The sequence below is a fragment of the Dactylosporangium sp. NBC_01737 genome, from assembly GCF_035963215.1.
GTDB lineage: Bacteria > Actinomycetota > Actinomycetes > Mycobacteriales > Micromonosporaceae > Dactylosporangium.
In genome coordinates this window covers 1,318,690-1,341,161 of the sequence record NZ_CP109153.1, presented here as the reverse complement: position 1 = coordinate 1,341,161, position 22,472 = coordinate 1,318,690, and the positions used below count along the sequence as shown (strand labels likewise).

The 22,472-nt window shown below is 70.1% G+C and carries 15 protein-coding genes and 1 pseudogene; 10 read left to right on the top strand and 6 right to left on the bottom strand.

The genetic code is table 11. The features are described from left to right. The first annotated feature begins 137 nt into the window (after positions 1-137). The gene (locus OHA72_RS06015) at positions 138-992 is read left to right on the top strand and encodes a SigE family RNA polymerase sigma factor (RefSeq protein ID WP_327006853.1); all 855 of its coding nucleotides are present in this window, start codon (positions 138-140) and stop codon (positions 990-992) included. 45 nt (positions 993-1,037) lie between these two features. Here OHA72_RS06015 and OHA72_RS06010 read toward each other — a convergent pair whose 3' ends face one another. Continuing rightward, positions 1,038-1,448 carry a Rho termination factor N-terminal domain-containing protein gene (locus OHA72_RS06010; RefSeq protein WP_327006852.1) on the bottom strand — a complete coding sequence of 137 codons (411 nt, stop codon included), beginning with the start codon at positions 1,446-1,448 and terminating at the stop codon, positions 1,038-1,040. After that, positions 1,445-2,362 (bottom strand): ParA family protein, encoded by a 918-nt coding sequence (locus OHA72_RS06005; protein WP_327006851.1) that lies wholly within the window; start codon positions 2,360-2,362, stop codon positions 1,445-1,447. Before OHA72_RS06005 ends, OHA72_RS06010 begins: the two co-directional genes overlap by 4 nt. A 209-nt stretch (positions 2,363-2,571) precedes the next feature. Here OHA72_RS06005 and OHA72_RS06000 point away from each other — a divergent pair, with 209 nt between their 5' ends. Then, on the top strand, positions 2,572-5,916 hold the full coding sequence (locus OHA72_RS06000; RefSeq protein ID WP_327006850.1) for a helicase-related protein: 3,345 nt from the start codon (positions 2,572-2,574) through the stop codon (positions 5,914-5,916). 33 nt (positions 5,917-5,949) lie between these two features. After that, positions 5,950-6,705 (top strand): hypothetical protein, encoded by a 756-nt coding sequence (locus OHA72_RS05995; protein ID WP_327006849.1) that lies wholly within the window; start codon positions 5,950-5,952, stop codon positions 6,703-6,705. 7 nt (positions 6,706-6,712) lie between these two features. On the opposite strand, the gene OHA72_RS05990 is transcribed toward OHA72_RS05995, so the two are convergent. Beyond that, positions 6,713-7,558, bottom strand: coding sequence for an NAD(P)H-binding protein (locus OHA72_RS05990; protein WP_327006848.1), 846 nt, complete (start codon positions 7,556-7,558; stop codon positions 6,713-6,715). Positions 7,559-7,700: 142 nt separating this feature from the next. Here OHA72_RS05990 and OHA72_RS05985 point away from each other — a divergent pair, with 142 nt between their 5' ends. The 7 genes and pseudogenes from OHA72_RS05985 (at position 7,701) to OHA72_RS05955 (ending at position 17,531) form a co-directional block, all read left to right on the top strand. Continuing rightward, positions 7,701-9,188, top strand: a complete 1,488-nt coding sequence (locus tag OHA72_RS05985) for a TIGR02677 family protein (RefSeq protein WP_327006847.1) — start codon at positions 7,701-7,703, stop codon at positions 9,186-9,188. Then, a complete protein-coding gene (locus OHA72_RS05980; RefSeq protein WP_327006846.1) occupies positions 9,181-10,407 on the top strand; it encodes a TIGR02678 family protein in 1,227 nt (408 codons plus the stop codon). Before OHA72_RS05985 ends, OHA72_RS05980 begins: the two co-directional genes overlap by 8 nt. Positions 10,408-11,350: 943 nt before the next feature. Continuing rightward, positions 11,351-14,446 (top strand): annotated as a pseudogene (locus OHA72_RS05975) (TIGR02680 family protein); the annotation flags it as partial. Next, the gene (locus OHA72_RS05970) at positions 14,443-15,711 is read left to right on the top strand and encodes a TIGR02679 family protein (RefSeq protein ID WP_327006845.1); all 1,269 of its coding nucleotides are present in this window, start codon (positions 14,443-14,445) and stop codon (positions 15,709-15,711) included. The pseudogene OHA72_RS05975 and the gene OHA72_RS05970, both read left to right, overlap by 4 nt. A gap of 44 nt (positions 15,712-15,755) precedes the next feature. Then, positions 15,756-16,262, top strand: coding sequence for a hypothetical protein (locus OHA72_RS05965; protein ID WP_327006844.1), 507 nt, complete (start codon positions 15,756-15,758; stop codon positions 16,260-16,262). Between the two features lie 65 nt (positions 16,263-16,327). Beyond that, complete coding sequence (locus OHA72_RS05960) at positions 16,328-16,873, top strand: DUF6232 family protein (RefSeq protein WP_327006843.1); 546 nt, start codon at positions 16,328-16,330, stop codon at positions 16,871-16,873. Next, a complete protein-coding gene (locus OHA72_RS05955; RefSeq protein WP_327006842.1) occupies positions 16,866-17,531 on the top strand; it encodes a CHAT domain-containing protein in 666 nt (221 codons plus the stop codon). Before OHA72_RS05960 ends, OHA72_RS05955 begins: the two co-directional genes overlap by 8 nt. A gap of 98 nt (positions 17,532-17,629) precedes the next feature. Here OHA72_RS05955 and OHA72_RS05950 read toward each other — a convergent pair whose 3' ends face one another. Genes OHA72_RS05950 through OHA72_RS05940 form a run of 3 tightly spaced genes read right to left on the bottom strand, consistent with a single transcriptional unit; the run spans position 17,630 to position 22,471 of the window. Further along, positions 17,630-19,417 carry a vWA domain-containing protein gene (locus OHA72_RS05950; protein WP_327006841.1) on the bottom strand — a complete coding sequence of 596 codons (1,788 nt, stop codon included), beginning with the start codon at positions 19,415-19,417 and terminating at the stop codon, positions 17,630-17,632. Between the two features lie 43 nt (positions 19,418-19,460). Further along, positions 19,461-20,972, bottom strand: a complete 1,512-nt coding sequence (locus OHA72_RS05945) for a hypothetical protein (protein WP_327006840.1) — start codon at positions 20,970-20,972, stop codon at positions 19,461-19,463. After that, positions 20,969-22,471, bottom strand: a complete 1,503-nt coding sequence (locus OHA72_RS05940; protein WP_327006839.1) for a DUF4407 domain-containing protein — start codon at positions 22,469-22,471, stop codon at positions 20,969-20,971. Before OHA72_RS05940 ends, OHA72_RS05945 begins: the two co-directional genes overlap by 4 nt. Between the last annotated feature and the right edge of the window lies 1 nt (position 22,472).

Genomic DNA, 22,472 nt, shown 5'->3' with positions numbered 1-22,472 from the left:
TGCTGCGGATCGTCTAGCCGGAGTGGTGCATCTGATGGCCGTCGCGCCGGACTTCGCGGAGTTCTACTCTGCGACGTACCCGCGCTCCTCACGCAGCTGTACGCGTTCGCCGGGACCGGGCCGACGCGCAGGACCTGGTGCAGGAGGCGTTCACGCGTGCCTTCGCGCAGTGGTCGACGGTGTCCACGTTCGACGATCCGGTTGGCTGGGTGCGCCGCGTCGCCTGGAACCTGGCGATCAGCCGGTGGCGGCGGGCGAAACGCCTGCTGCACCTGCGCCGCGATCTCATTGCGGATGATGTACCCGGTCCCGACGCCCTCTCGTTGGACCTGGTGCGTGCGCTCCGGCAGCTGACGCCGCCCCTGCGGCAGGCCGTGGTGCTGCATTACCTCGCTGACTTGGCTGGTCACGCTGCCGTCGTGGCGCAACAGCGAGCCACCGCCGATACCCACGCCGTCGCCCAGTTCGTCGCAGTCGTCCGCGGCGGCCGCCCCTCCGGCAGGCGCCCCGTCGTCGGTGACTTCCTCCGGAGCCTCGTCGTCGCGCAGCGCGACATGCGGCACGTCCGCGCGGGGACTGCCGCAGCTGCCGGACGGCCGGATCGAGGCGCAACTGTCGACCGACAACAACGGCATGATGGCGCCGCTGCCGCGCAACCTCTTCGAGGTCTGCCCGACCGCGCGCCTGCAGTTCGTCCACGTCGCCTACGGCTGGGACATCCAACGCGCGCAGTACGTCGAGGTGTACAGCGCCTCGTACGCCCTCACCCGATCCCAGCCGACCATGGCGTGGCCCGCACAGCGAACTGTCCCCAACAGCAACTTCTGCGGCGAGGTCGACATCATCCTCGCCACCGGCCGTCCGGTGGCGAGGACGATCCCGCGCTCGGTACAGGACAGCGCCGAAGCCAACAGCGCCGCCGTGATGTACCTGCAGAAGAGCGCGCTGGCCTACCCGAAGTCCGTCCGCCTCTACGCGTACAACACGATTGATGGCCACCAGCGCCTGCGTGCCTTTATCGCCGCCGGCATGAGCGGCTACAGCTGGCGGACGGCGGCGGAGTTCAGCCTGGCGCCGATCGTCCGCTCCACCAGCATCGTGATCAGGTCCGCTTTGCGAGTGCCGCTCACGCCGCCGATGCCGAGCTGGGCTGCGACGGCACGGAGATCGCCGACCACCATCGGCTTGAGAAGGCGTTCGGCCTCGTCCCGGCTCTGGAAGCCGCCGAGCTGATCCACCACGACGGACATGTCCTTCGTCGGCTTCGCGGCGGCCCGCTTGGCCGGAGCCCTCGTTGCAGGGGCGGCCGGCGCCGCAGCGCCGAACGGGTGGTAGGTCAGCGTTGCCCGGCCCTCGGCGATGTCGACGATCTGGTCCTCCGGCAGCGTCGCCAGGAACTCGGAGATGCGCTGCAGGACGGTCATGGAAAGCTTCGCGACGTCGCTCACGCGGCTGCCCCTTCGGCGTGGAGGGTGTTGAGGAATTCGGAGGCCAGGGTGCGCAGCTCGATGTTGATCTGCGACGTGACCCGCTCGCGGAGCACCGCCGGCACGCCCCGCGGCACAGAGCTGGCGAACAGGGTGTTGTTCTCGCGCATGTACGTGCTGAACACCGGCACGCCGAGCGCGCGCACCTGGTCGATGTAGTACTGCAGCGCGGAGATCGGACGGCCTCCGTGGAACTGGATCATCGTGAAGACGACGCCGGCCATGTTCGGGTCGATCCGGCTGTGCCGCATCTTGGCGTGCTTCAGCGAGTGCTCGTTGTGGCGCTGCACGAGTTCCTCCACGTTGCCGTAGAGGTATTCGATGCCCAATGTGGACAGGTAGTCGGCTTTCGCCGGGATGACGATGTGGTCGCTGGCGACGATGGCCGCCTGGGTCACCACGTTGAAGTTCGGCGGACAGTCGATCAGGATCCAGTCATATTTCTCGAACGACTCGTCATGCAGCGCGGTCGCCAGTGCGCAACGCACGCGATAGAGCGCCGGATCGAACTTCTGTTCGATTCCGCCGATGCTTCGGGCAAGCCGGAAATCGGCATCGATAAGCTGCAGATGCGAGGCGATCAAACTGACCTGGCCGCCGCCGTCGAGCAGCGCCGCGTTGACCGGTCGCGGCTGAACTACCAGGTCAGCCAGGGCGACCTTAGGGACGCCGTCGTCGATGGAGTCGAACCAGCGCTTGATGGTCAGCCCTTCGCGGAGCTCCAAACGCCACTCGTCCGGCTGATAGAAGCAGAACGTCAAGCTGCTCTGTGGATCGAGATCAATCAACAGCACGTTCTGTCCGCGGCGGGCCAGTTCAGCGCCCAGGTTCGCGGTCAGCGTCGTCTTGCCGACCCCACCCTTGTAGTTGATCACCGAAACTACCTGCACCCGGGTAACGGTAGAGATGCGGCCGGAAGGTCACCACCAACCGTTAAGACGACGTTTCAGCGACGCGAGACCTATGACCGGTCGATGTAATTTCGGGTTAGCTCAGGACCATGCGGCTTGAAGACCTGGTGCCCGGATCTTCCGTAACCGGCGTGGTGCCAGGTGGCCCGGTCGAAGTGATCGCCGTGGCGCCGATGGGGCCAGACTCCGTCCGGCTTGTCTACCGCACCGAGAACGGCGCTCTCGGCGAGCAGATCCTCATGCGGGTCAACGAGCCAGCGCTCGAGGCCGTCGAGATTCACCGTACGACCTTCGACGCCGACGCCACCGACTTCAAGCTCGCCGCCGAAGCCATGCGGATCCGCGCCGCGGCCCAGTCCGATCTCATGCTCGCCGTCACCACCAGCGACCTCGAACCGCTGCCGCACCAGATCGAGGCCGTCTACGGGCACCTGCTCGACAAGGTCCCGCTCCGGTTCCTGCTCGCCGACGACCCAGGCGCCGGCAAGACCATCATGGCCGGGCTGTACCTGAAGGAGCTGATGCTCCGCGGGGACCTGTCGCGCTGCCTGATCGTCGCGCCGGGCGGGCTCGTCAACCAGTGGCAGGAGGAGCTGAGCGAGAAGTTCGGGCTGCGCTTCGCGATCCTGACCGCCGACGTGGTGGCGGCAACGCCGCCGGGAGAGTCGATCTTCGACGACAATCCGCGCCTGATCGCGCGGATGGATCACCTGTCGCGCAACGACACCCTCGTCGAGCAGATCGGCCACTCGACCTTCGACGTGGTCGTCGTCGACGAGGCGCACCGGATGTCGGCCCACTACTTCGGCAAGAAACTGCAGAGCACCCGCCGGTACAAACTGGGACAGGCGCTGGGCAAGGCCGCTCAACATCTCCTGTTGATGACCGCGACACCGCATGCCGGCAAGGAGGAGGACTTCCAGCTCTTCCTGGCGCTGCTCGACCCGGATCGGTTCGAGGGCAGGTATCGCAAGGAGGAGCACACCCTCGGCGCCGACGGGCTCATGCTGCGGCGGGTCAAGGAGGAGCTGCTCACGTTCGCCGGCAAGCCACTGTTTCCGCAGCGCAACGCGTACACCGTGCCATATGAACTCTCAGAGCTTGAGGTGGAGCTCTACGAGGCGGTCACCGAATACGTCCGCCAGGAGTGGGACCGCGTCGACCAGCTGCGCAGCGCCGGTGAGACGGTGCGCGGCAACCGCGTCGGGTTCGCGCTCACCGTGCTGCAGCGCCGGTTGGCGTCCAGCCCCGAGGCGATCCTGCGCTCGCTGCAGCGTCGCCAGGCGCGGCTCGAACAGCGCCTCAACGAGTTGCTGACCAAGCCGACGGCCAAGGAGCGCCTGCCAGAGGTCGAGCTGGACGACATCCTCGACGACGAGCTCACCGAGACCATGGAGGAGACCGAGGAGCAGCTCGTCGACGCGGCCACCGCCGCCCGCTCCGCCGAGGAGCTGCGGTTTGAGATCTCGGTGCTGCAAGGACTGGTCGACCTGGCGGCGAAGGTCCGTGCGTCCGGCACGGACCGCAAGTGGGCGGAGCTGAAGATCCTGCTGGAGCGGCACGCGCCGCAGAAGCTCATCATCTTCAGCGAGCACCGTGACACGCTCACCTACCTGGTCGAGGGCATCAGCACAGTCCTGCAAGGGAAGAACGCCGTGGTCTCGATCCACGGTGCCATGTCCCGCGACGCGCGTCGGGCGGTCCAGGAGCGCTTCACGTCCGATGCGGAGTGTCTGGTACTGGTAGCGACCGACGCTGCCGGCGAGGGCCTCAACCTGCAGCGGGCCCACCTGATGGTCAACTATGACCTGCCGTGGAACCCGAACCGGATCGAGCAGCGCTTCGGCCGCATCCACCGGATCGGCCAGCACGAGATGTGCCACCTGTGGAACCTCGTCGCCGTCAACACCCGCGAGGGCGCCGTCTTCGAGCGGCTGCTGGCGAAGATCGAGGAGCAGAACGCCGCACTGGGTGGCAAGGTCTTCGACGTCCTGGGGGAGGCGTTCGAGGGTCAGCCGCTGCATGAGCTGCTGCTCGACGCGATCCGCCGCGGCGAGGACCCGCTGGTGAAGGCGCACCTCGACCAGATCATCGACGAGCGGGTCGGCGACACCGCCGTGAAGCTGGTCCAGGAACGCGCGCTGCACCACGACCTACGCTCCGTGTCTGATGTGGACAGTGCGCGGCGCGACCTGGAGGAAGCCCGGCTGCTGCGGCTGCAGCCGCATTACATCGAGGGCTTCTTCCGCGACGCGTTCGACCGCGCCGGTGGCCGACTCCGCGGGCGGGAGCCGGGCCGCTGGGAGATCGCCAGCGTGCCGCAGCCGGTACGGGAGTTGCGCACCGCGACGGCACCGATCAACGTGCGCTACGAGCGGATCTGCTTCGACCGCTCCCACATGCGCGTCGACGGCGGACCGTCCGCGCAGCTCCTCGCCCCAGGGCATCCGCTGCTCGACGCACTGGTGCAGAGCATGATCGACCGGTACGGCGAAGCCCTCGAACGCGGCACGATCATGGTCGACCGGCTCGACCCGACCGAGGAGCCGCGACTGCTGATCGCCCTGCACGAGGAGATCATCGACGGGCTGGAGCGCACGGTCGCCAAGCGCTTCCAGTACGTCGAGCTGTGGCACGACGGACGCAGCCAGCCGAGCGTCGCGCCGTTCCTCGACTACGACGTGCCGACGGAGTACGAGCGCGAGCTCACCGCCGATCTCGTAAACGCCTCATGGCTCGCTGGCGCCCGGCGCACCGCGGAGCACTGGGCGGCAAGCACCGACCTGCCGTCCTGGTACGCACACGTCGGCGAGACCAGGCGGGAACACGTCGGTCGTACCAGGGGACTGGTCCGCGAGCGGCTTTCGCAGGAAATCCAGCACTGGCGGGATGAGGCGGCCCGGCTCACCAACATCGTGATGCAGGGCGGCAAGCCGGCCATGCAGCCGACGACCGCCGACCTGCGGGCGCAGGACCTCCGCCGACGCCTCACCCGCCGGATGGCGGAGCTGGATCAGGAGGCGCACACGCAGGTGCGGCCGCCGGCCGTCGCCGCCGTCGCGCTCGTCGTGCCGCAGGGGCTGATCGACCGCCGGGCGGGACGGCGGGAGGAGCCGGTCGCGGAGTACATGGAGGACCTCGCCGCGATCGAGCGACGCGCGATCCGGGCGGTGGTCGCGGCGGAACAGCGGCTCGGCCGGGTGCCGCAGGTGATGGCCCACCACAACCCCGGGTACGACATCCGGTCAGCAGGACAGGGTGACCAGATCGTCCACATCGAGGTGAAGGGCCGAGCGGCCGGGCACGACAGCTTCTTCGTCACCAACCGGGAGATCCGCGCCGGCCAGAACGCGGACAACTACCGGCTGGCGCTCGTCGAGGTCGACCAGGACGACCCCGCGGCCGACCGGGTGCACTACGTCCAGGACCCGTTCACGGACGTGCGGGTCTCCGCCCTGGTCAACGGCGTGCAGTTCAAGTGGCCCCAGATGTGGTCCCGCGGCGCCGACCCACACTGACATGAATGGACGTCAAATGAAGCGGTGCTGCTGATGTCGATGCCATCAGACGAGGAGCGGGGCGGGGAGCACGCGGCGTTGGCGGAACTGGCCGCGCTGCTCGGCGGACGCGCCAGGATCGATGCGAGCATCGCCCGGCTGACCGGCCGGTCGGCGCGGCCGGGTGACGTCGGAGAGTTCATCGCGGCGCAGGTCTTCGACATCGAATTGGCGCCCACCGCGGTGCAGGCCGGCCACGATGGGAAGTTCCGCTCCGGTGTGTTCGCCGGCCGGACGGTGAACGTCAAGCTGTACGGCGACGCCGGCGGCGGGATCGACATCGGCGCCCATCCGTGCGATGTGTACCTCGTCCTGTCCGGGCCCAAGACGAGCAGGTTCGCGATCACCCACGTGTACCTGTTCGACACCGGGCAACTGCTGGCGACGCTGCAAGCGCGCAACGTCAAGATCGGCATCGCGACCAGCCTGCGCCGCGCCGACCTCGACGCGGCCCGCATCTACCCCGATCCCGCGCCCACCGCCACGTACCTGCTCACCGCCGAGCAGCGCAACCTGCTGGCACTGTTCAGCGGTGACTCGGCGGAAGCGGGGCCGCGATACGGCGACGTCGAGGCCGTGACGCGGGAGCTCATCAACATCGCCGTTGCCCGATTCGACGTGTACGGGTCGGTGAAGCTGGAGCATCTCGACGCCATGTTCCACACCATCGCCGATCGGCCGGTCGCGACGTCGCCGGAGCTGGTTCGCGCCGACATCGACGACGCGCTGCGCCGTTTCGACGGAGCGTGACGTCGGCTCAGCCGCCGAAGTCGGCCCGGTGATCCGCGACCCAGGTGGCGTACGTCCGCGCCGGCCGGCCGGTGATCTGCTCGATGACGTCGTTCACCGGAGCGGGCTTGCCCACCGCATCGGCCATCAGCCCGAACAGCGCCGCCAGGAACTCGGCGTCCATGAACTGGCTCATCTGCTCCAGGACCGGCGCAGGGTCGAGGTCCTCCACGGTGAGCGGTCGTCCCAACTCCTGACCAAGGATGCGCACCTGCTGCGCCGCGGTCAGCGACTCGGGGCCGGTCAGGTCGTACACGCGACCGGCATGCCCGCCATCGACGAGGACCCTCGCAGCCACGGCAGCGACGTCGCGCTCGTGCACCGCGCTGACCGCCGCCCTGGTGTACGGCGCCCGGACCACATCCCCGCCCTGGAGCTGCGTCGCGAACGCCAGGGAGTTGATCGCCGGGAACAGCACCCGCAGGAACGTCCATTCGATCCCGGACGCCTCGATGGCTCGTTCGACGTCGCGGTGGTACTGCGCGATCACGTCGGGCTGCTGCTCGGCGCGGCCGGTGATCGCCCCGGACGAGAGGAACACGAGCCGTCGCACACCTGCGGCCTGCGCCGCCGCCAGCAGGGGCGCCACGTCCATCCCGTACGGCAGCACCAGGAACGCCGCCTCGATGCCGGCGAGCGCGGGCGGCAGCGTCTCCGGCATGGTCAGATCCGCGGCGACGAGCTCAACCGAGGCCGGCAGGTCGGCCTTGTCCGGTGTACGGGTGAGCGCCCGAACCCTCGCCCCGGAACGTGCCGCGAGCTCCTCCACGGCCTGACGTCCGAAAAACGCGGTGGCGCCGATGACGAGGTACACGAGGTCTCCTCTCGAAGCAGGGACTGTTCAGTGATGAGAACGGTAGAAACCTATTAGGACAGGATCGGTCCTAATTGCCGGCGCGATCACCAACACATTGAGCGACTATGAGCTTGCTGGGGCGGCGTCTACGCTTTGCAGCGTGGTGGAGGTACCTGAAGATCTGGAGCGGTTGGAGGCGTACACCTACCTGACCGTCCCGGAGCGGGCCACCTACCTGGCCATGATGCGGCTGTTCAGCGCATCCCTGATGACCGACCTGTCCGCGCAGCAGGTCGTCGAAGCGCTCGACGGGCTCACGCTCGACACCGCCGTCAGCCGGCTCAATCAGCTTGTCACCTGGGGAAACCTGCTGCCCAGCTCGCACTCGGTGCGGGTGAAGAGCATCGAGGAGTATCAGCGCACCAGGTCGCGGTACCAGCTGTCGCCGCTGGGGGAGCGGGTCCAACGGCAGGTCGACGACGTGCTCGCCGGCGCCGAGACCGCGCGCGAGATCAGCCGGGAGCTGCTCGGCCTGGTGGCGACCGGGCTGGGAGCACTGAGCGACCTCGTCGAAGACCCCGGTGGGGTCGACATGGTCCGGGCGCGGGACACCGTCGCCGCGGTCTTCGCGCAGTTCTGGCAGTTCCGGGACTCCGTCCGCGACTTCTACGCCTACCTCGGGCAGGTGCTCGCCCGGTACGACCTCGACGGCAGCGAATACAGCGGGTTCAAGAACCTGCTGCTGGACTACGTCGAGTCGATCACCGAGGAGGTGGTGCTGCTGTCGCCGCGGATCCAGCATCACCTGCAGCGGATCTGGCCGCACCTGGACGGGCTGCTGGAGCGGCTCGACGAGGGCGGGCTGGGGGACGCGGCCAAGGATCTCGGCGTCGTCGTGCAGCGGACCCGTGGGCATTCGCGGGACGACTGGCTGGCGTTGCGGGCGTGGTTCGAGGACACCGACGGGCGTCGCAGCGAGGTGAACCAGCTGCGCGACGCGACGCTGCGGGCGCTGCAGTCGTTGCTGGCCAACGCGAAGCGGATGATCCGCTCGTCAGGGCAGGCGACGTCGCGGCGCCGTGACCTGCTGCGGCTCGCGGCCTGGTTCGACGCCGCGGACCCCGGCACCGCCGCCGACCTGTTCACCGCGGCGTTCGGGTTGTACGGCAGCAGGCACCTCGGACTCGCCGGCGACCCGGAGGCGGTGACGCCGGCGACGGACAGCTGGTGGTCGCAGCCGGCGGTGACGGTGCCGGTGGCGCTGCGCGACCGCGGTGAGCGGGCCGCACGCGGGCGGCCCGGCGGGATCGTGGACCGCAGCGCCCAGCAGCGGCTGCTGGTCGAGCAGGCCGAGGCGGCGCAGCACCTGCGGGCGCGGGCCGCGGCGGAGCTGCTGTCCGCGGCGCCCGACCTGGCCGCGGTGCGGCTGTCCCGGCCGGCGATGCAGCTGCTGCTGGAGCTGGTGGCGCAGGCCCTCGGCGCCGGGGATCCCGCGGCCGGCACCGCCAGCACCGTGTCGGTCGACCTGGGGCTGCGGTGCGAGATCACCGCCAAGCCCGGCAACGTGCTGACGCTGCGCTCCGCCGACGGAGACTTCACCGCCGAAGACCTGACCGTCCTGATCGCGGGGCACGACGGCGATGGCTGACGAGCACGACATCGCGCTGGCCGATGAGCGGCGCCGGGCCGTCCGGGCATTGCTCAACTCGCCGCTGCTGCACCCCGGCCACGACGAGTTCCCCCTGGTCCGGCGGCACGCGGACTGGCTCAAGAGCTGGTTCGGGCAGTTCCTGGGGTACCGCCTCGTCGTCGAGGCCGGCTTCGCCCGGCTGTTCAAGGCCGGACTGCCGGTCGGGCAGGGCCGGCCGCTGCTGCGACCCACCGGGCCGTTCACCCCGCGCTCGTACACGTACCTGGCGCTCACCACCGCCGTCCTGTACGCCGGCCCCGAACAGCTGCTCCTGTCGCAACTCGTCGCCGACATCCGCAGCGCGGCCGTCGAGGCCGGGATCGACCTCGGCGACGTGGACCGGCCGGTGGAGCGGCGAGCGCTCACGGCCGCGCTGCGCCAGCTCGTCCGCTGGCGGGTGCTGCTGGAGGAGCAGGGCACCGTCGACGGGGACCAGGCCGAGGCGCTCCTGAGCGTCGACCGGGACCTCGTCACGCACCTGCTCGCCGCCCCCATCGGCAGAGCCGGCACCGCCGAGGAGTTCATCGCCGCAGCGTCCGCGGCAGGACCCGGCGGCGCCCGGCACACCGTGCGGCGGCGACTGGTGGAATGCCCCGTGCTGTACGTCGACGACCTCACCGCCAAGGAGCGGGCCTGGCTGCGCAAGGAACAGCGCCGCGACGAGCGCTCGTTCGCCGACTACACCGGCCTGCACGCCGAGCTACGGGCCGAGGGCGCCGCGTTGCTGGACCCCGACGATGAACTGTCCGATGTGGACTTCCCCGGTACGGGCACCGTCCCGCACGCCGCGTTGCTGACGATCGAGGCGCTCACCGGTGCGCTGGCGCCGGTCGTGTCGCGGACCGGGCCGCCCGTGGTCGGCGTCCCCGTGCCCGAGGGCCTCATCGAGCGGATCCTCGCCGGGCTGGTGCAACGGCACGCGAAACGGTGGGCAGCGGCGTACACCGAAAACCTCACGACACTGCAGGACGCCGTCGTGGACCTGCTGACCCAGCTGGGCCTCCTCGGACGCGCAGGTCCGACGGTCGCCGACGCCGAAGCCGACGAAGAGGTCACCGCCGAACGCGCCGTCGACGCCCGGGCCGCCCGCGGCAGCGCACCCGACGGCACGCTGGTCCTGCTCGCGGCGGCGGCACGCTACGCGGTCCTGGAGCGCACCGGCAAGGAGTCCGGATGAGGTACCGCCTGCACCGGGCCGGCATCTGCAACGTCTGGCAGTACGGCGAGCAGGTCTTCCAGTTCGAGGACGGCCGGCTGCTCCTGCGCGGCAAGAACGGCGCCGGCAAGTCCAAGGCCCTCGAGATGCTGCTGCCGTTCCTGCTCGACGGGGACGTGAAACGCCTCGACGCGACCGGCGCCGGCAAAACCACGTTCCGCTGGCTGATGAGCGAAGGCGCCACCGGCGTCAACCGGCAAGGCTTCCTGTGGCTGGAACTGCGCCGACAAGCGGACGGCGCGCAACCGGACGACGGCAACGCGTGGCAGCACCTGACGCTCGGCGCGGTCGTGCGCTGGTCCGCCGCGACGAACGAGGCGCGGCTGCAGTACTTCATCACGCCGCTGCGCATCGGGGTCGACGTCGACCTCGTCGTCGACGGCCAGCCGCTGCCGCTGGAGCGGCTCCGGGAACGGCTCGGCGACGGCGCCGTCATCGCCGGTGCGCGCGAATACCGGGCGCGCGTCGGGCGGGAACTCTTCGGCGTCAACGACGCCGGCCGCTACCAGAATCTCGTGCACCTGCTGTACCGGCTGCGCCGCCCGACGATCGGCGACCGGATTGAAGCCGGTCAGCTCGCGACCGAACTCGGCGAGGCCCTGCCACCGTTGGACGACGACGTCCTCGACACGGTCGCGCACAACCTCGACGACCTGGAGACCGTCCGCGAGGATCTCGGCCGGCTCGAACGCACCCACGGCGCGCTCGCCGACCTCATGACCGGCTACCGCGGCTACCTGCAGGGTGAGCTCCGCGCCCGCGTCGGCGCCGTCCAGCAGGCGCTGCAGGAACTCCGCGACCGTCGGCGGCAGGCCGGTCAGCAGGAACGGCAGGTCTCCGCCGCCGTCGACGACGAACGCGCCGCCGCCGTCGCGGCCGACGAGCTCGACCGCGCCGGACGGCCGCGCGGGCGGAACTCACCGCCGTGCGGGAGAGTGCCGCCTACCGGGCCGTGCGCGACCTGGCCCAGCGGCGCCAGGCGGTGCAGGCGCTGCAGTCCGCGGCCCGGGCCACCGCCAGCCAGGCAGCGGCCGAGCACCGCAACCTCACCAACCTCGTCGCCCGGTTCGACGACGAGTCCACCCGCATCGCGACCGCGTCCACGCGGCTGCGGGAGGACCACGGCCGGCTCCGCGGCGTCGCCGACGAGGCCGGGCTCGACGTCGGTCACCTCGGCGCGGCACCGGCACTACGGCACACCGTCGTCACAGGTTCGCAGGTCCGCGCCGTCGACGTGCCGGACGCCGAGCGGGGGCTGCACGCACACCGCGACCAGACGAGGCAGGCCGAGGCGGCGGTGGCGGCCCGCCGCCGCGCGGTCGCCGACCTGCAGGACCTGATCCGCAAGGCGACCCGGGCCGCCGAGCAGGCCACCCGCGCCGCCGGCGACGCCGAGCTGCTCGACGGCCAGTTCAGCGTCGCGAAGGAACGCCTCGACCAGCTCGCCGGACTCCTGCGGGCCGCGGCCGAGGACTACGCGACCGCCGTGCAACGGTGGACCGAGGATCCCACCGTCGCCGCGGCCGGGATCGACACCGCAGCCGTCCGCCTCGCCGACGCTCCGGAGTTGGTACGCGTGGCAGCCGAAGCGGCCATCGCACCGATCCGTGTCAACGCCGAACATCGCCGCGACGCGCTCCTGCTCGAACGCACCCGCGCCGCGGACCACCTCGCCGCCGTCCGCGCCGAACACCAGAAGTGGGCGGCGGAGACAGACCCGGAACCACCCCGGTCGCGGTTCGCGTCCGCCGGCGACCGCGGCGCCGGACGGCCGTTCTACCAGCTCGTCGACTTCGCCGACGGTCTCGACGATGCGCGACGCGCCTCGATCGAGGCGGCACTGGAGGCCAGCGGCCTGCTCGACGGCCGGGTGACCAGCGACGGCAGCGTCGTCACGCCCGGCACCGGCGAGGTACTCCTGCATCCCGGCCCGCCCGTCGCAAACCCGCTGCTGGGGGTGGCTCTCGTGCCGGTCCCCGGCGCCGACGAGGTGACGGCCCTGCTCGCGGCTATCGGCTACGGCGCAGGCACCGCCGACGTCGGCAGCTGGATCGGTGCGGACGGCACCTGGCGACTCGGCGTTGCGCACGGTGCGTGGCAGAAGCCGGCGGCCGAGTACGTCGGCGCCGCGAACCGGGCCGCGCTGCGCGCCCGACGCCTCGCCGAACTCCAGACGCAGATCGACGAGGGTGCCGCCGTCCTCGCCGGCGTCGACGACGCCCTCGCCGAGGTCGCCACCCTGCGCCGCGACCTGGACCGGCTTCTCGGCGCGCTGCCGGACGCCACCGCCCTGCGCACCGCCCAGGCCCGGCGCGACGAGGCAGCGTCCGCCGCCGACGCCCTGACCGCCCAGGTCGCCGACGCCCGGCGGCGGGCCCGGGATCTCGCCACGGAAGCGACCGAACGACGCCGCAAGGTCACCGCCGCCGCCGACGCGCACCTCCTGCCGAACGCCGCCGACGACCTCACCCGCGTCGACGGGCGGCTCCGCAGGCTCGCCGACGATCTTCCCCGGCACCGCCGCGACACCGACAACATCGTGGAGCTGCTGCACCAGTACACGGCGCAGCTCGACGGTCTCGCTGCCGCCCGGCAGCGCGTCCAGGAGGCCGCCGACGCGGCCGAGGTGGCCGCCACCGAGCACGCCGCAGCCGCGGCCGAACTCGCCGTCCTGCAGGAGTCCCTGCACGCCGACGAGGCCGACGTCATCGCCCGCGAGGCCGCCGCCGAGACCCGGCTCCGCGACGCCGAGCTTCGCCTGCCGGCGTTGCGCAACCGATACCAGGAGACCCGGGACCACCGCATCCGCACGGAGAACGCCCGCGACGAGGCCCGGGACCGGCTCGCCGAGCAGGAACAGGTCGCGCTGCAGGCCGGCACCGCACTGCCGAGGATCATCACCCTGCCCGGCGTCGCCGCGGCACTCGACCTCGGCGACGACATCGCGGTGCCGCCGGACGTGGCCGAGACACCCCGCGACCGCATCGCCCGCCTCGACGGCCTGGCCGTGAAGCTCGCCGACGCGCTCGGCCCGCGGCGGACCGACATCGGCGAGAACGCGTTGCACCTCAAGTACATCGACGTCCGTGGGCGGCTGGCCGGCGGGTACGACCTCATCTGGGAAGACCGCGACGGCGTCAAGGTCGTCGAGATCGCCGACGACATCGGCCAGCACCCGGTAGCGCATGCGACCGCCCGGCTCGGCGCCGAACTCGACCTCAAACGCACCGCCGTCGCCGACCGGGAGCGCCAGGCGTTCGAACGGTTCCTGCTCGGCGAGCTGGGCGACGCGCTGACCCGGCAGATCCTCGCCGCCGAAGCCCTCGTCAACGGCATGAACGCCACCCTCGCCCAGGTCCGCACCTCACACGGGCTCGGCGCCCGGCTGGTGTGGGCGCTGCGCGGCGACGCCGACGCCGACACCCGCGCCGCCGTCGCGCTGCTCAAGACCCCGCTCGCGCTGCGGACCCGGGAACAGAACGACCGGCTCCGCGAGGTCCTGGGCCGCCGCGTCGACGACGCCCGCCGCGGCGACCCGTCCGCCGGCTACGCCGTGCACCTGCGGGCCGCGCTGGACTACCGGCAGTGGTTCACGTTCACCGTCAAGGTCACCGACCAGGCCAACCCCGACCGGGAACGGACGCTGTCCGCCCGCACCGCCATGTCGCAGGGCGAGCAGCGGGTCGTGTCGTACCTGGTGCTGTTCGCAGCGGCGGCCGCGCACTTCTCCTCCGTCGGCGACGCCCACCCGCCGGCGCCACGGCTGATCCTGCTCGACGACGCCTTCGCCAAGGTCGACGAGCCCACCCACGGCCGCCTCCTCGGCCTGCTCGTCGCGCTCGACCTCGACGCCGTCCTCACCAGCGAACGGCTATGGGGCTGCTTCCCGGAGGTGCCGTCGCTGGGCATCTACGAGTGCCTGCGCGACCCGGCCCAACCCGGCGTCGCCACACTGCACTTCCGCTGGGACGGCAGCCGCCGCACCGTCGTGCCGGCATGATCCCGCCCACCGCGCTGCAGTGGCTGCGCTCCCCGGCACTGACTCCACTGTGGACAGCGATCCGCGGGCGGCTGCAGCGCAACGGCCGTCAGGCGACCGGCCGGTTGACCGTCCGCTGCCCCGAGCACGAGCAGCGCGAAGCGGTCGGTCAACTCCTCGGCCGAGCCGTCGGGTCCGAGGCCGGCATCGACCTCGCCGCCCTCGACCGCCTGCTGCGTTCCAGCGCCGCCGGCGCCGGCCTCGTCGACGTGGTCGAGGCGATCACCGGCCCGATCCCCGACCGTCGCGCGGCGGCGGCGGCCGAGCAGGACCGCCGCGCGTCCCTGCGGGAGCAGGCACTGGCCGCAGCGTCGACCGCGGGACTTGACGGCCAGGTCTGGCTCACCGAGTGGCTCGACCGCGCCTTCCGCGGCGGCATCGCCGGACGGCTGCCGTCGCAGGAGACACACCGCCTGCTCACCCGGGCGATCACCACTCTGGGCCTGATCCTCGCCGGCACTGGTGGCCTGTGGTCCCGGGGCGAGCTCGCCGAACAGGTCACCGGCACCGCACACGGCCTCGACGACGACACTCTGCTCAACCGTCTGGTCCTGCGTGGCATCGCGCTGGCCACGACCGGCCAGGCCGAAGCGCCCGCCTCGGCCGTCGACCGCAGGGCACTGTGGGAATCCGTCGGCGTCGCCGGCGACACGGTGGCCACCACGGCGCTCACGTACGGCCTCGTCCCGCTCGGCGACGGCTGGCAGGCCACTCAGCTGCGTGAACGCGCATCCCACCACCGTGAGGCCCACCTGACCCTGCGCGACCTGCGGCAGCTGCTGCCGATCCGGCTCGCACCCCAGACCGTGTACGTATGTGAGAACCCGCGCGTCCTGGAAGCCGCCGCGCAAGCACGGGTCCGCGCCGCCATGGTCTGCACGCTCGGCAACCCGACCGCGGTGACCCTGGCCCTCATCGACGCGGTCGCCGCCAACGACGGCGTTCGCCTGCGGTATCACGGCGACTTCGACTGGCCCGGCGTCGCCATCGCCGGCCGCCTCATGCGCCGCACCGGCGCCGGACCATGGCGCTTCACCGCCGCGGACTACGAGGCCGCGGTCCTCGCCACCCGGGACCCGGACACGCCACCGCACCAGCTCTCCGGCGCGCCCGTCGCCACCGCCTGGGACCCGGACCTCGCCACCGCGATGCTCCGTGAAGGCGTCGCCGTCCACGAGGAACGCGTCACCGAAGCCCTGCTCGCAGACCTGATGCGAAACGGCTGATCAAGAGGGTAAACCTCGCCGGCCCTGTGAGCGTCTTTGTCGCCGTGACCATCAATCGAAGGTGCCGTGTCCTGGTCGGCCTGCTTCTGGCCGTGCTCCTCACCGGCTGCGGCGACCCGATCGAGCAGCCCGGCGCGACCCGCTGGACCCCACCGACCGCCGCACCATCAGGTCCTCAGTGGACAGGCAAGATCGCCGTGGACAAGGAGACCGGAGCCATGACCGCCCCCGGCTTCAACGCGCTGATCGACACCGAGACCCCCGGCTGGGCGCAGGCGCCGGACACCGTCGTCGCCGAGTTGCTGAACCTGAACCGGGGGTTTGACGGCCCGGTCGACATCTACCTGCTCCAGGAGGACAAGGACAGCGCCGATCCGGTCCTCACCGTGACCCTCACCAGGCTCGGCGACGACTCGACCAAGGCGATCCGGTACCGCATCACCCTGCACCGCGCCGACGACGGGCGGTACCGGTTCGTTTCAGGCAAGCGCACCATGAGCTGCCAGACCGGCCGTGGCCACCAGGACTTCGAGACCCGCTGGTGCTCCTGAGCGAGGGCGCAAGCGCGGCGAGTGCCGCGTGGTCCGTCAGATAGCCCGCGACAGGCCGTCGGCGGATGGCCCGGTGGAGGGAGGGTCGCATGCTGGGAGGCGGGCAGCGGGACGTCACGGTCAGGGTCAATCGCCGGACGATCTCGATTGCGGGGCAGACGTACCAACTGAGCAACATCGCGCGCGTGCAGAACATCGAGCTCAAGCCCGACCGGCCGAAGATCGCGCTGCGGTTGGTCAAGCGGACGCTGCCGGTCATCGCCGCGGTGGTGCTCATCAACGTGGTGCTCGGCAACACCGGCGGCTCGGGGGAGTTTCTAGGCTGGCTCGATCTGATCGCCGTGGTCGGGCTGGCCGGGTACGCGGTGTTCAGCTTCGTCTCGGTCAGCCGGCGGTCGCGGTTCGTGATGCTGCTGGAGACGACCGGGGCGCCGTTCAGCGTGGTGGCCAGCAAGCAGTCCGCGGTGATCGACAAACTGGTCGGCCTGGTCGCCGACGCGATGGAGAACCCGCCCACGGTGCCGCAGGTCGTGCACTTCGGCGACGTGGTCATGGGCGACAAGCTCAAGCAGATCGGCGACCGCAACATCGGGAAGCTCGTCGATGGGTGACCAGGTCATGGGCGACAAGATCGTCCAGAAGGGCAACTACACCATCGGCAAGATCGAGGCGCCTGCGCGGCGGCAGCCCAACCAGGTGCTGATCCTGACAGCAAACCCGCAGGGCACCCCGCAACTGCGCGTGGACCGGGAGATGCGCGCCATCTCCATGGCGATCAACAGCGGCCTGCACCGGGAGCGCCTGCGGGTCGTCACCGCCGCGGACGTCCGCTACTACGACCTGCAGCACCTGCTGCCGCACGAGAATCCGGTCGCGGTGCACTTCATCGGGCACGGCAACCAGGCCGGCGGCATCGTCCTGTCCGACGACGGCGGCTACCCGCTCGCCGTGCAGCCGGAGGACGTGGCTGGGACCTTCCAGCACCTCGGCCAGAGCGTCCGGTGCGTCGTGCTCAACGCCTGCTACACGCGGGCGCAGGCCAAGGCGATCGCCGTGCACGTGCCCTGCGTCGTCGGTACCACGATGGCGATCCGCGACGACTTGGCCGCCGAGTTCGCGGCCGGCTTCTACACGGCCATCAGCGCGGGCAGGTCCGTGGACACGGCGTTCCACGTGGGCCGCAACCGCGTCGCGCTCGGCAGTGGTCCCGCAGGCGACGACGACGTCGTCCTGGAAGGCGACGGCCGGAAGATCTACCTGCACGACTGAACTGGCGGAGCACCGGGGCCAGACGGTGTGTCAAGGTCGACGATAACGACGTCAACCCGCCCGCATTTGCTGCGGTCGGGTTGACGTCGAGGCAGGGCTCAGGCGTCCCGTCCGGCGAGGCCGCCGCGGGTGCCGGGGATCGAGGCCGGTGGGACAAACAAGGGCGCGCCTTGGGCAGCGGTTACGGCGGCGTCGGCCATGGCACCGCAGATCGCGTCGGCCATGGAGCTGAGCGTCTCGGCTGTGAACGTTATGGGCTCGGCCATGAACCAGCGTCCCCGCCTGTTCAGGTCACCGAAGTCGGGGTACGCGAGCGCCGCCAACGTCTGCGGGGACGTCCCGAGCAGCCCGATCGCGACCAGGTTGGGGTAGGCCTGGTTGCCGTGCTTGGTGGCGGGGTCGTATCCGAGGACCGACCGGAACGTGTAGCCGTGGTCAGCGTCGGTCGGCTCGCCCTGGGCAAGGAAGAACACGCAGGGGCGGACGACCCGTGCCCCGGCCGCCTTGAGCCTGCTGCGGTCCTGTTCGAAGGCCCGGTGGTACTCGCGGATGGCAGCGCTGTGGGACGTGCCGCCGCCCGCGCTCAGTGTGGGCATGGTGATCGTTGCCGGTGCGGCGAGAGGAACGACCGTGCCGGCCTTGTCATGGAAGGCGATGACGCTCAGCATCGCCGTGGCGTTCAGGTTTGGGTCCTGCGCCAGCGTCCGCTGGATCTGGCGCAGTGCGGCGTTGAGGCCGCCGATGGTGGCGCTCGCGGCCGAGGAGACGTCGCAGATGAGGTAGAAGGGCATGACGATCCGGCCCTCGGTGACCGATTCCGTACGGGGAGCCGTCTCATGGATGAGTGTCAGGACGTACGGGATCGGGGTTGAGGGCACCTCGACCCCCTCGACGTGGGCGGACCATGTTCCTGTGGCTCCGGCCTGAATGTTCATGCGCAGCGGGCTGCCGGACGCGACGTCACGACCCGCGGGTGATCCGCCGGGCTCATACACGGACAGCCCCAGGGTCGCCGCGCCTTCCCACTGCAGAATGCACGTGACGGCGGTCGGCTGCGCGACGGTGAACTGGTAGGCCTTGGAGTGCTCGCCTTTCCTGATGGTGGCGATCTCTTCCCGGCCGGGGGACAACAGCTGATATTCGACGCCCCGGCTGCCCCGCGCCAGCCAGAAGGCGATGTTGGAAAGATAACGACCGAGTCCGGCGCTCTTGTGGAAGTAGCCGTTGTAGAGCTTGGTGAATCCCGTGTCGAGGACGATGCGTTGGCTGTCGTCCTCGTAACAGCCCACGCACAGCTGACCGTCATGGCTCTGCCCGAGGATGGTCACGCCGGGTCCGGGCGTGATGGTGCAGATGGTGATGCCTTCATAGAGATTGTTCACGCCCTGGGTCAGCGGGTGCTCGACGAAGCATCCTGGCTTCGCCTCCGGACCGGGTTCCATGATTCGGTCCGCGTCCCGGTTACCCGAGAAATTGGAGCCGATCAGTGCCCCGGCAAGGAGATTGGCATCCGCGTAGAGCGGGTCGTTGTCTGCCCAGATCGCCAAGCCGTTGCCGTTGCGGACGTAGTTGGCGATCATGTTCACCTGTCGACCGCTCAATGTAATTTCAGCGCCCGAGATGTACCAGAGCTGCGTGTAGTTCGACAGCAGTTGCTCGGTCAGGTCGCAGCCACCGTGGCGGGGGGCGAGGCGGATGTCCAGGTGGAGTCCGCGTTCGGCCATCAGCTGCCGGAGTTCTGTCTGCGCGAACGCGCCGTCGGAGACGAGGCAGATGTACAGCAGGACGCGTTCGCCTCGAATGCGGTCCTCGTCCCCGCCGCCCAGATCGAATGCGCGCCCAACAGGGTTGCCGAACTCGTCAAATCCCTGGGTGTTCCGTCTCATTGCGGTTCGGCCCCCTTGATGGTGTCCGGCAAAGGTAGAAGCGTCATGGCGCACCCGGAGCGGGCGTGAACATGCGGTCGATCAACTCGCCCGCGACGTCCGAATGGTCTTCCAGCACCAGCACCCCGGCCTCGGCGAACGCCGCCGACATCAGCGCCGGTTCGGCGTCGAAGAGGATCCAGGTCACCGATGCCGCCTTGCACAGGTCGGCCATCCGCGACAGGGCGCTGATGTCGGCGAGCGGCACGGTCGTCGACATCAGGCACACCCGGACGGCGGACACCGTCGCTCCGCGCCGCGCCAGCGCGGACAACTCCCGCTCCCGGGCCTCGAGCAATTCGCTGACGCAGTCGACTAGGTCGAAGTGTTCAACCGGCAGGCGCGGTACGTCCTGCTTGGTCAGCTGTCCGGCTGATCGGAGGGTGCCGTCACGGCGGAGCCGCCGCCCGGCGGTGAACGCCGCCACCTCGATGGACCGGCCGGCGTCATGCCGGATCTGGCCGAGACGTTGGTCGATGGCAAGGACGACGTCGCGGCGCCGGCCCGGCGACGTCTGCGCGCCGTCGGCGATCAGGACGATGTAGAACAGTTCGACATTGCCACCCGAGAACGCCACCCGGTCGAGCACCTCGGGGTCACTAGGTTTCTGCTTCCGTGCACCGAGTTTCCCCACCGTCTTGCGCAACACGTCGTTGACGTCGAGGGAGAACCAGCCTGACCGCATGTCACTGTCGGCAACGGCAACGGCATCGACGTCGGGGTCGCGCGCCCGCTCCACCCTCGGCGGTGTGGCAACCGGGGTGTCTGCGCGGGACGCCCACATCCTTCGCCGTCGCGGCCGCGGCGGATGGGCACTCGAGGCGGCCTCCGGTCCTCGATCGAGCGACCGTGAGGCAGGCTGATCAACGGCGGCGATCGGCCGCGAAGCCGACTTGCGCGTGTCCACGACCGTCGGCGTCTCAGCGGCAGACGGCAGCGCCGACCGCACGGGCACCGGTGCGCTCGCGACGCCTCGCCACTGTTCGGTCAACTCGTAGTAGGCCTTCTCAGCGATCGCGAAGGTGGGAAGCCGCTCGAACGCGCTCACCACCTCGCGCAGGCAGCCGGTCACCGTGTCCACCAACTTCTGGCCATGCGCCGATTGACTCGGCGTGTCGGGGTCCGCCGACGCCGATCCCGTGCCCACGCCGAAGAAGTACACCGGCATCTCCTCAAGCCGGGGCGCCTCCGCGAGCAGGCCGGCCAGCCGCTGCGCCTCGTCGGCGGACTCGTCGAGCACGACACAGCCGAAGACAACCCGCGGTGCCATCAGATGACCGGGCATGGTCGCCGCCCGTTCGAAGGAACGGACAATCATCGACGCGTCGTGGTGGTCGCCCGCCTGGACCGGCAGGCTGAACGCCACCGACGTCACGTCGGCCAGGTCGAGGTCGCTGCGGGCCCAGCGTTTGACGTGCCGATGCAGCGACTCGATGTCGATGCCAGCTGCGCTCGTCGGGACCAGCAGCAGCACGAAGCCGGTCCACTGCTCGTCCGTGCGCCAATGCGGCTTCATGGGGTGTTCCCCAGCGTGCTGCTCGGCGGCATGCCGAACCGGGTCCGTACGGGATTCTGCCCGGACGACGGTCCGCTCTGCGTCGGGATCACCGGGGTGGGTGTCTGGCTGCTGTTCGTGGGCATGCCGCTCTTCCGCACCGGCGCGACCTGCGAGGGCTTGGTCGGCGTCGGAGGAGTGGTCAGCGTGTTCGTCACCTGGCTGCTCCACTGTGTCAGCGCGGTGTCTAGGATCTTCTCCATCTCGCCGGCGACGTGCGCGTTCGCCTTGATGCCGAGGGCCTGCTCCCGGGCTATCATGTCATTCTCGATCTTGGACTCCGCCTCGATGCGGCGCCGTTCGCTGTTTCGGCGCTGGCTGGCGTCGTCCAATGTGGAATTGTCGTCCAGCTCGCTGATCCGGTCGTAGACGGTCGGCGGTCCCATACTCGTCAGCAGCTTCACCAGGACGGGCAGCAGCTCGATCATGAACAGCAGACCGGCGACCGCCCAGTGTGCCAAGTTGGCCGATGAGCTCTTGTCGCCGATGCGGCCGAGGGCCTCGATCTGCGCCAGGATCCCGGTGTTGTTCGCCTCCGCGTTGGTGTCACCTGATTTCTGCCCGGATACGACGAGCTGCAGCGCGTCCCGCTGTTTGATCAGATCGGGCAGTTCGGCCCGTGCGTGCTGCTGCGCCTCGGCCACCGCCGCCGTGTTGCTCGCCGCCGCGTTCTTGTTGGCGTCGTCCAGCGCGGCCTGGGCGGTGTTGACGGCCTGCTGTGCGGTGTTCTCGTCGGCGGTGGCGATCTGGTACCGCCGCTTGAGCGCCTCGTACCGCGGCCCGGGCCCGACCTTGCCGCTGCCGCCGCTGCACCGCTCGCCGTCGAGTTCGCAACGCATCTGGTCGTAGAGCTCCGCCGACACCTTGCGCTTGGCGTCGAGGTTCGTCTGCGCCGCGGTCAGATTCGAACGGGCGGCGTCCACGTTCGCCGACTTCAGATCGGGCACATCGCCGGCCAGAATGGCGTCGTCCCTGGCGATCTTGGCGTTGAGGTCCGCGAGCTCCTTCACCTGCGGCGTGTTATTGCGAGCGTCGCCCAGTATCACCGTCTCCTGCACGTTGTGCTCGTGCATCTCGGTCATGATCTCGTCGTGGAACACCCGCAGGACCAGCGGTGTCGCGATCACGATGCCCAGCAGCGCGGCGATGATGAGCCGCGGAACGATCATCATGATCGCCCGCCGGACGCCGACGTCCAGCCTCATGTTCTGGATCAGCATCCGGTCGAGGTTCAGGATGATGAAGCCCCACAGCAGGCCCAGCGGGACAGAGATCCACCAGCTCGCCTTGAGCCCGTCGGACAGTGCGAACGACATCGACACCACCGCCAGCCCGCCGGTGGACAGCAGGACCAGACCCATCTGAATGAAGCGGCCCTTGGCCGACGGGGCCAGGTGCACGTACTTGGGATACGCGCCACCAAGTTGCGCGAGCAGCGTCCCGACCGAGGCCCGAGTCATC

Bases quoted from the DNA above. Each gene is read 5' to 3' on its own strand.
- OHA72_RS06000 (WP_327006850.1), top strand. From the start codon at position 2,572: ATGGGGCCAGACTCCGTCCGGCTTGTCTACCGCACCGAGAACGGCGCT.
- OHA72_RS05995 (WP_327006849.1), top strand. From the start codon at position 5,950: ATGTCGATGCCATCAGACGAGGAGCGGGGCGGGGAGCACGCGGCGTTG.
- OHA72_RS05980 (WP_327006846.1), top strand. From the start codon at position 9,181: ATGGCTGACGAGCACGACATCGCGCTGGCCGATGAGCGGCGCCGGGCC.
- OHA72_RS05970 (WP_327006845.1), top strand. From the start codon at position 14,443: ATGATCCCGCCCACCGCGCTGCAGTGGCTGCGCTCCCCGGCACTGACT.
- OHA72_RS05960 (WP_327006843.1), top strand. From the start codon at position 16,328: ATGGCCCGGTGGAGGGAGGGTCGCATGCTGGGAGGCGGGCAGCGGGAC.
- OHA72_RS05955 (WP_327006842.1), top strand. From the start codon at position 16,866: ATGGGTGACCAGGTCATGGGCGACAAGATCGTCCAGAAGGGCAACTAC.
- OHA72_RS05950 (WP_327006841.1), bottom strand. From the start codon at position 19,417: ATGAGACGGAACACCCAGGGATTTGACGAGTTCGGCAACCCTGTTGGG.
- OHA72_RS05945 (WP_327006840.1), bottom strand. From the start codon at position 20,972: ATGAAGCCGCATTGGCGCACGGACGAGCAGTGGACCGGCTTCGTGCTG.
- OHA72_RS05940 (WP_327006839.1), bottom strand. From the start codon at position 22,471: ATGACTCGGGCCTCGGTCGGGACGCTGCTCGCGCAACTTGGTGGCGCG.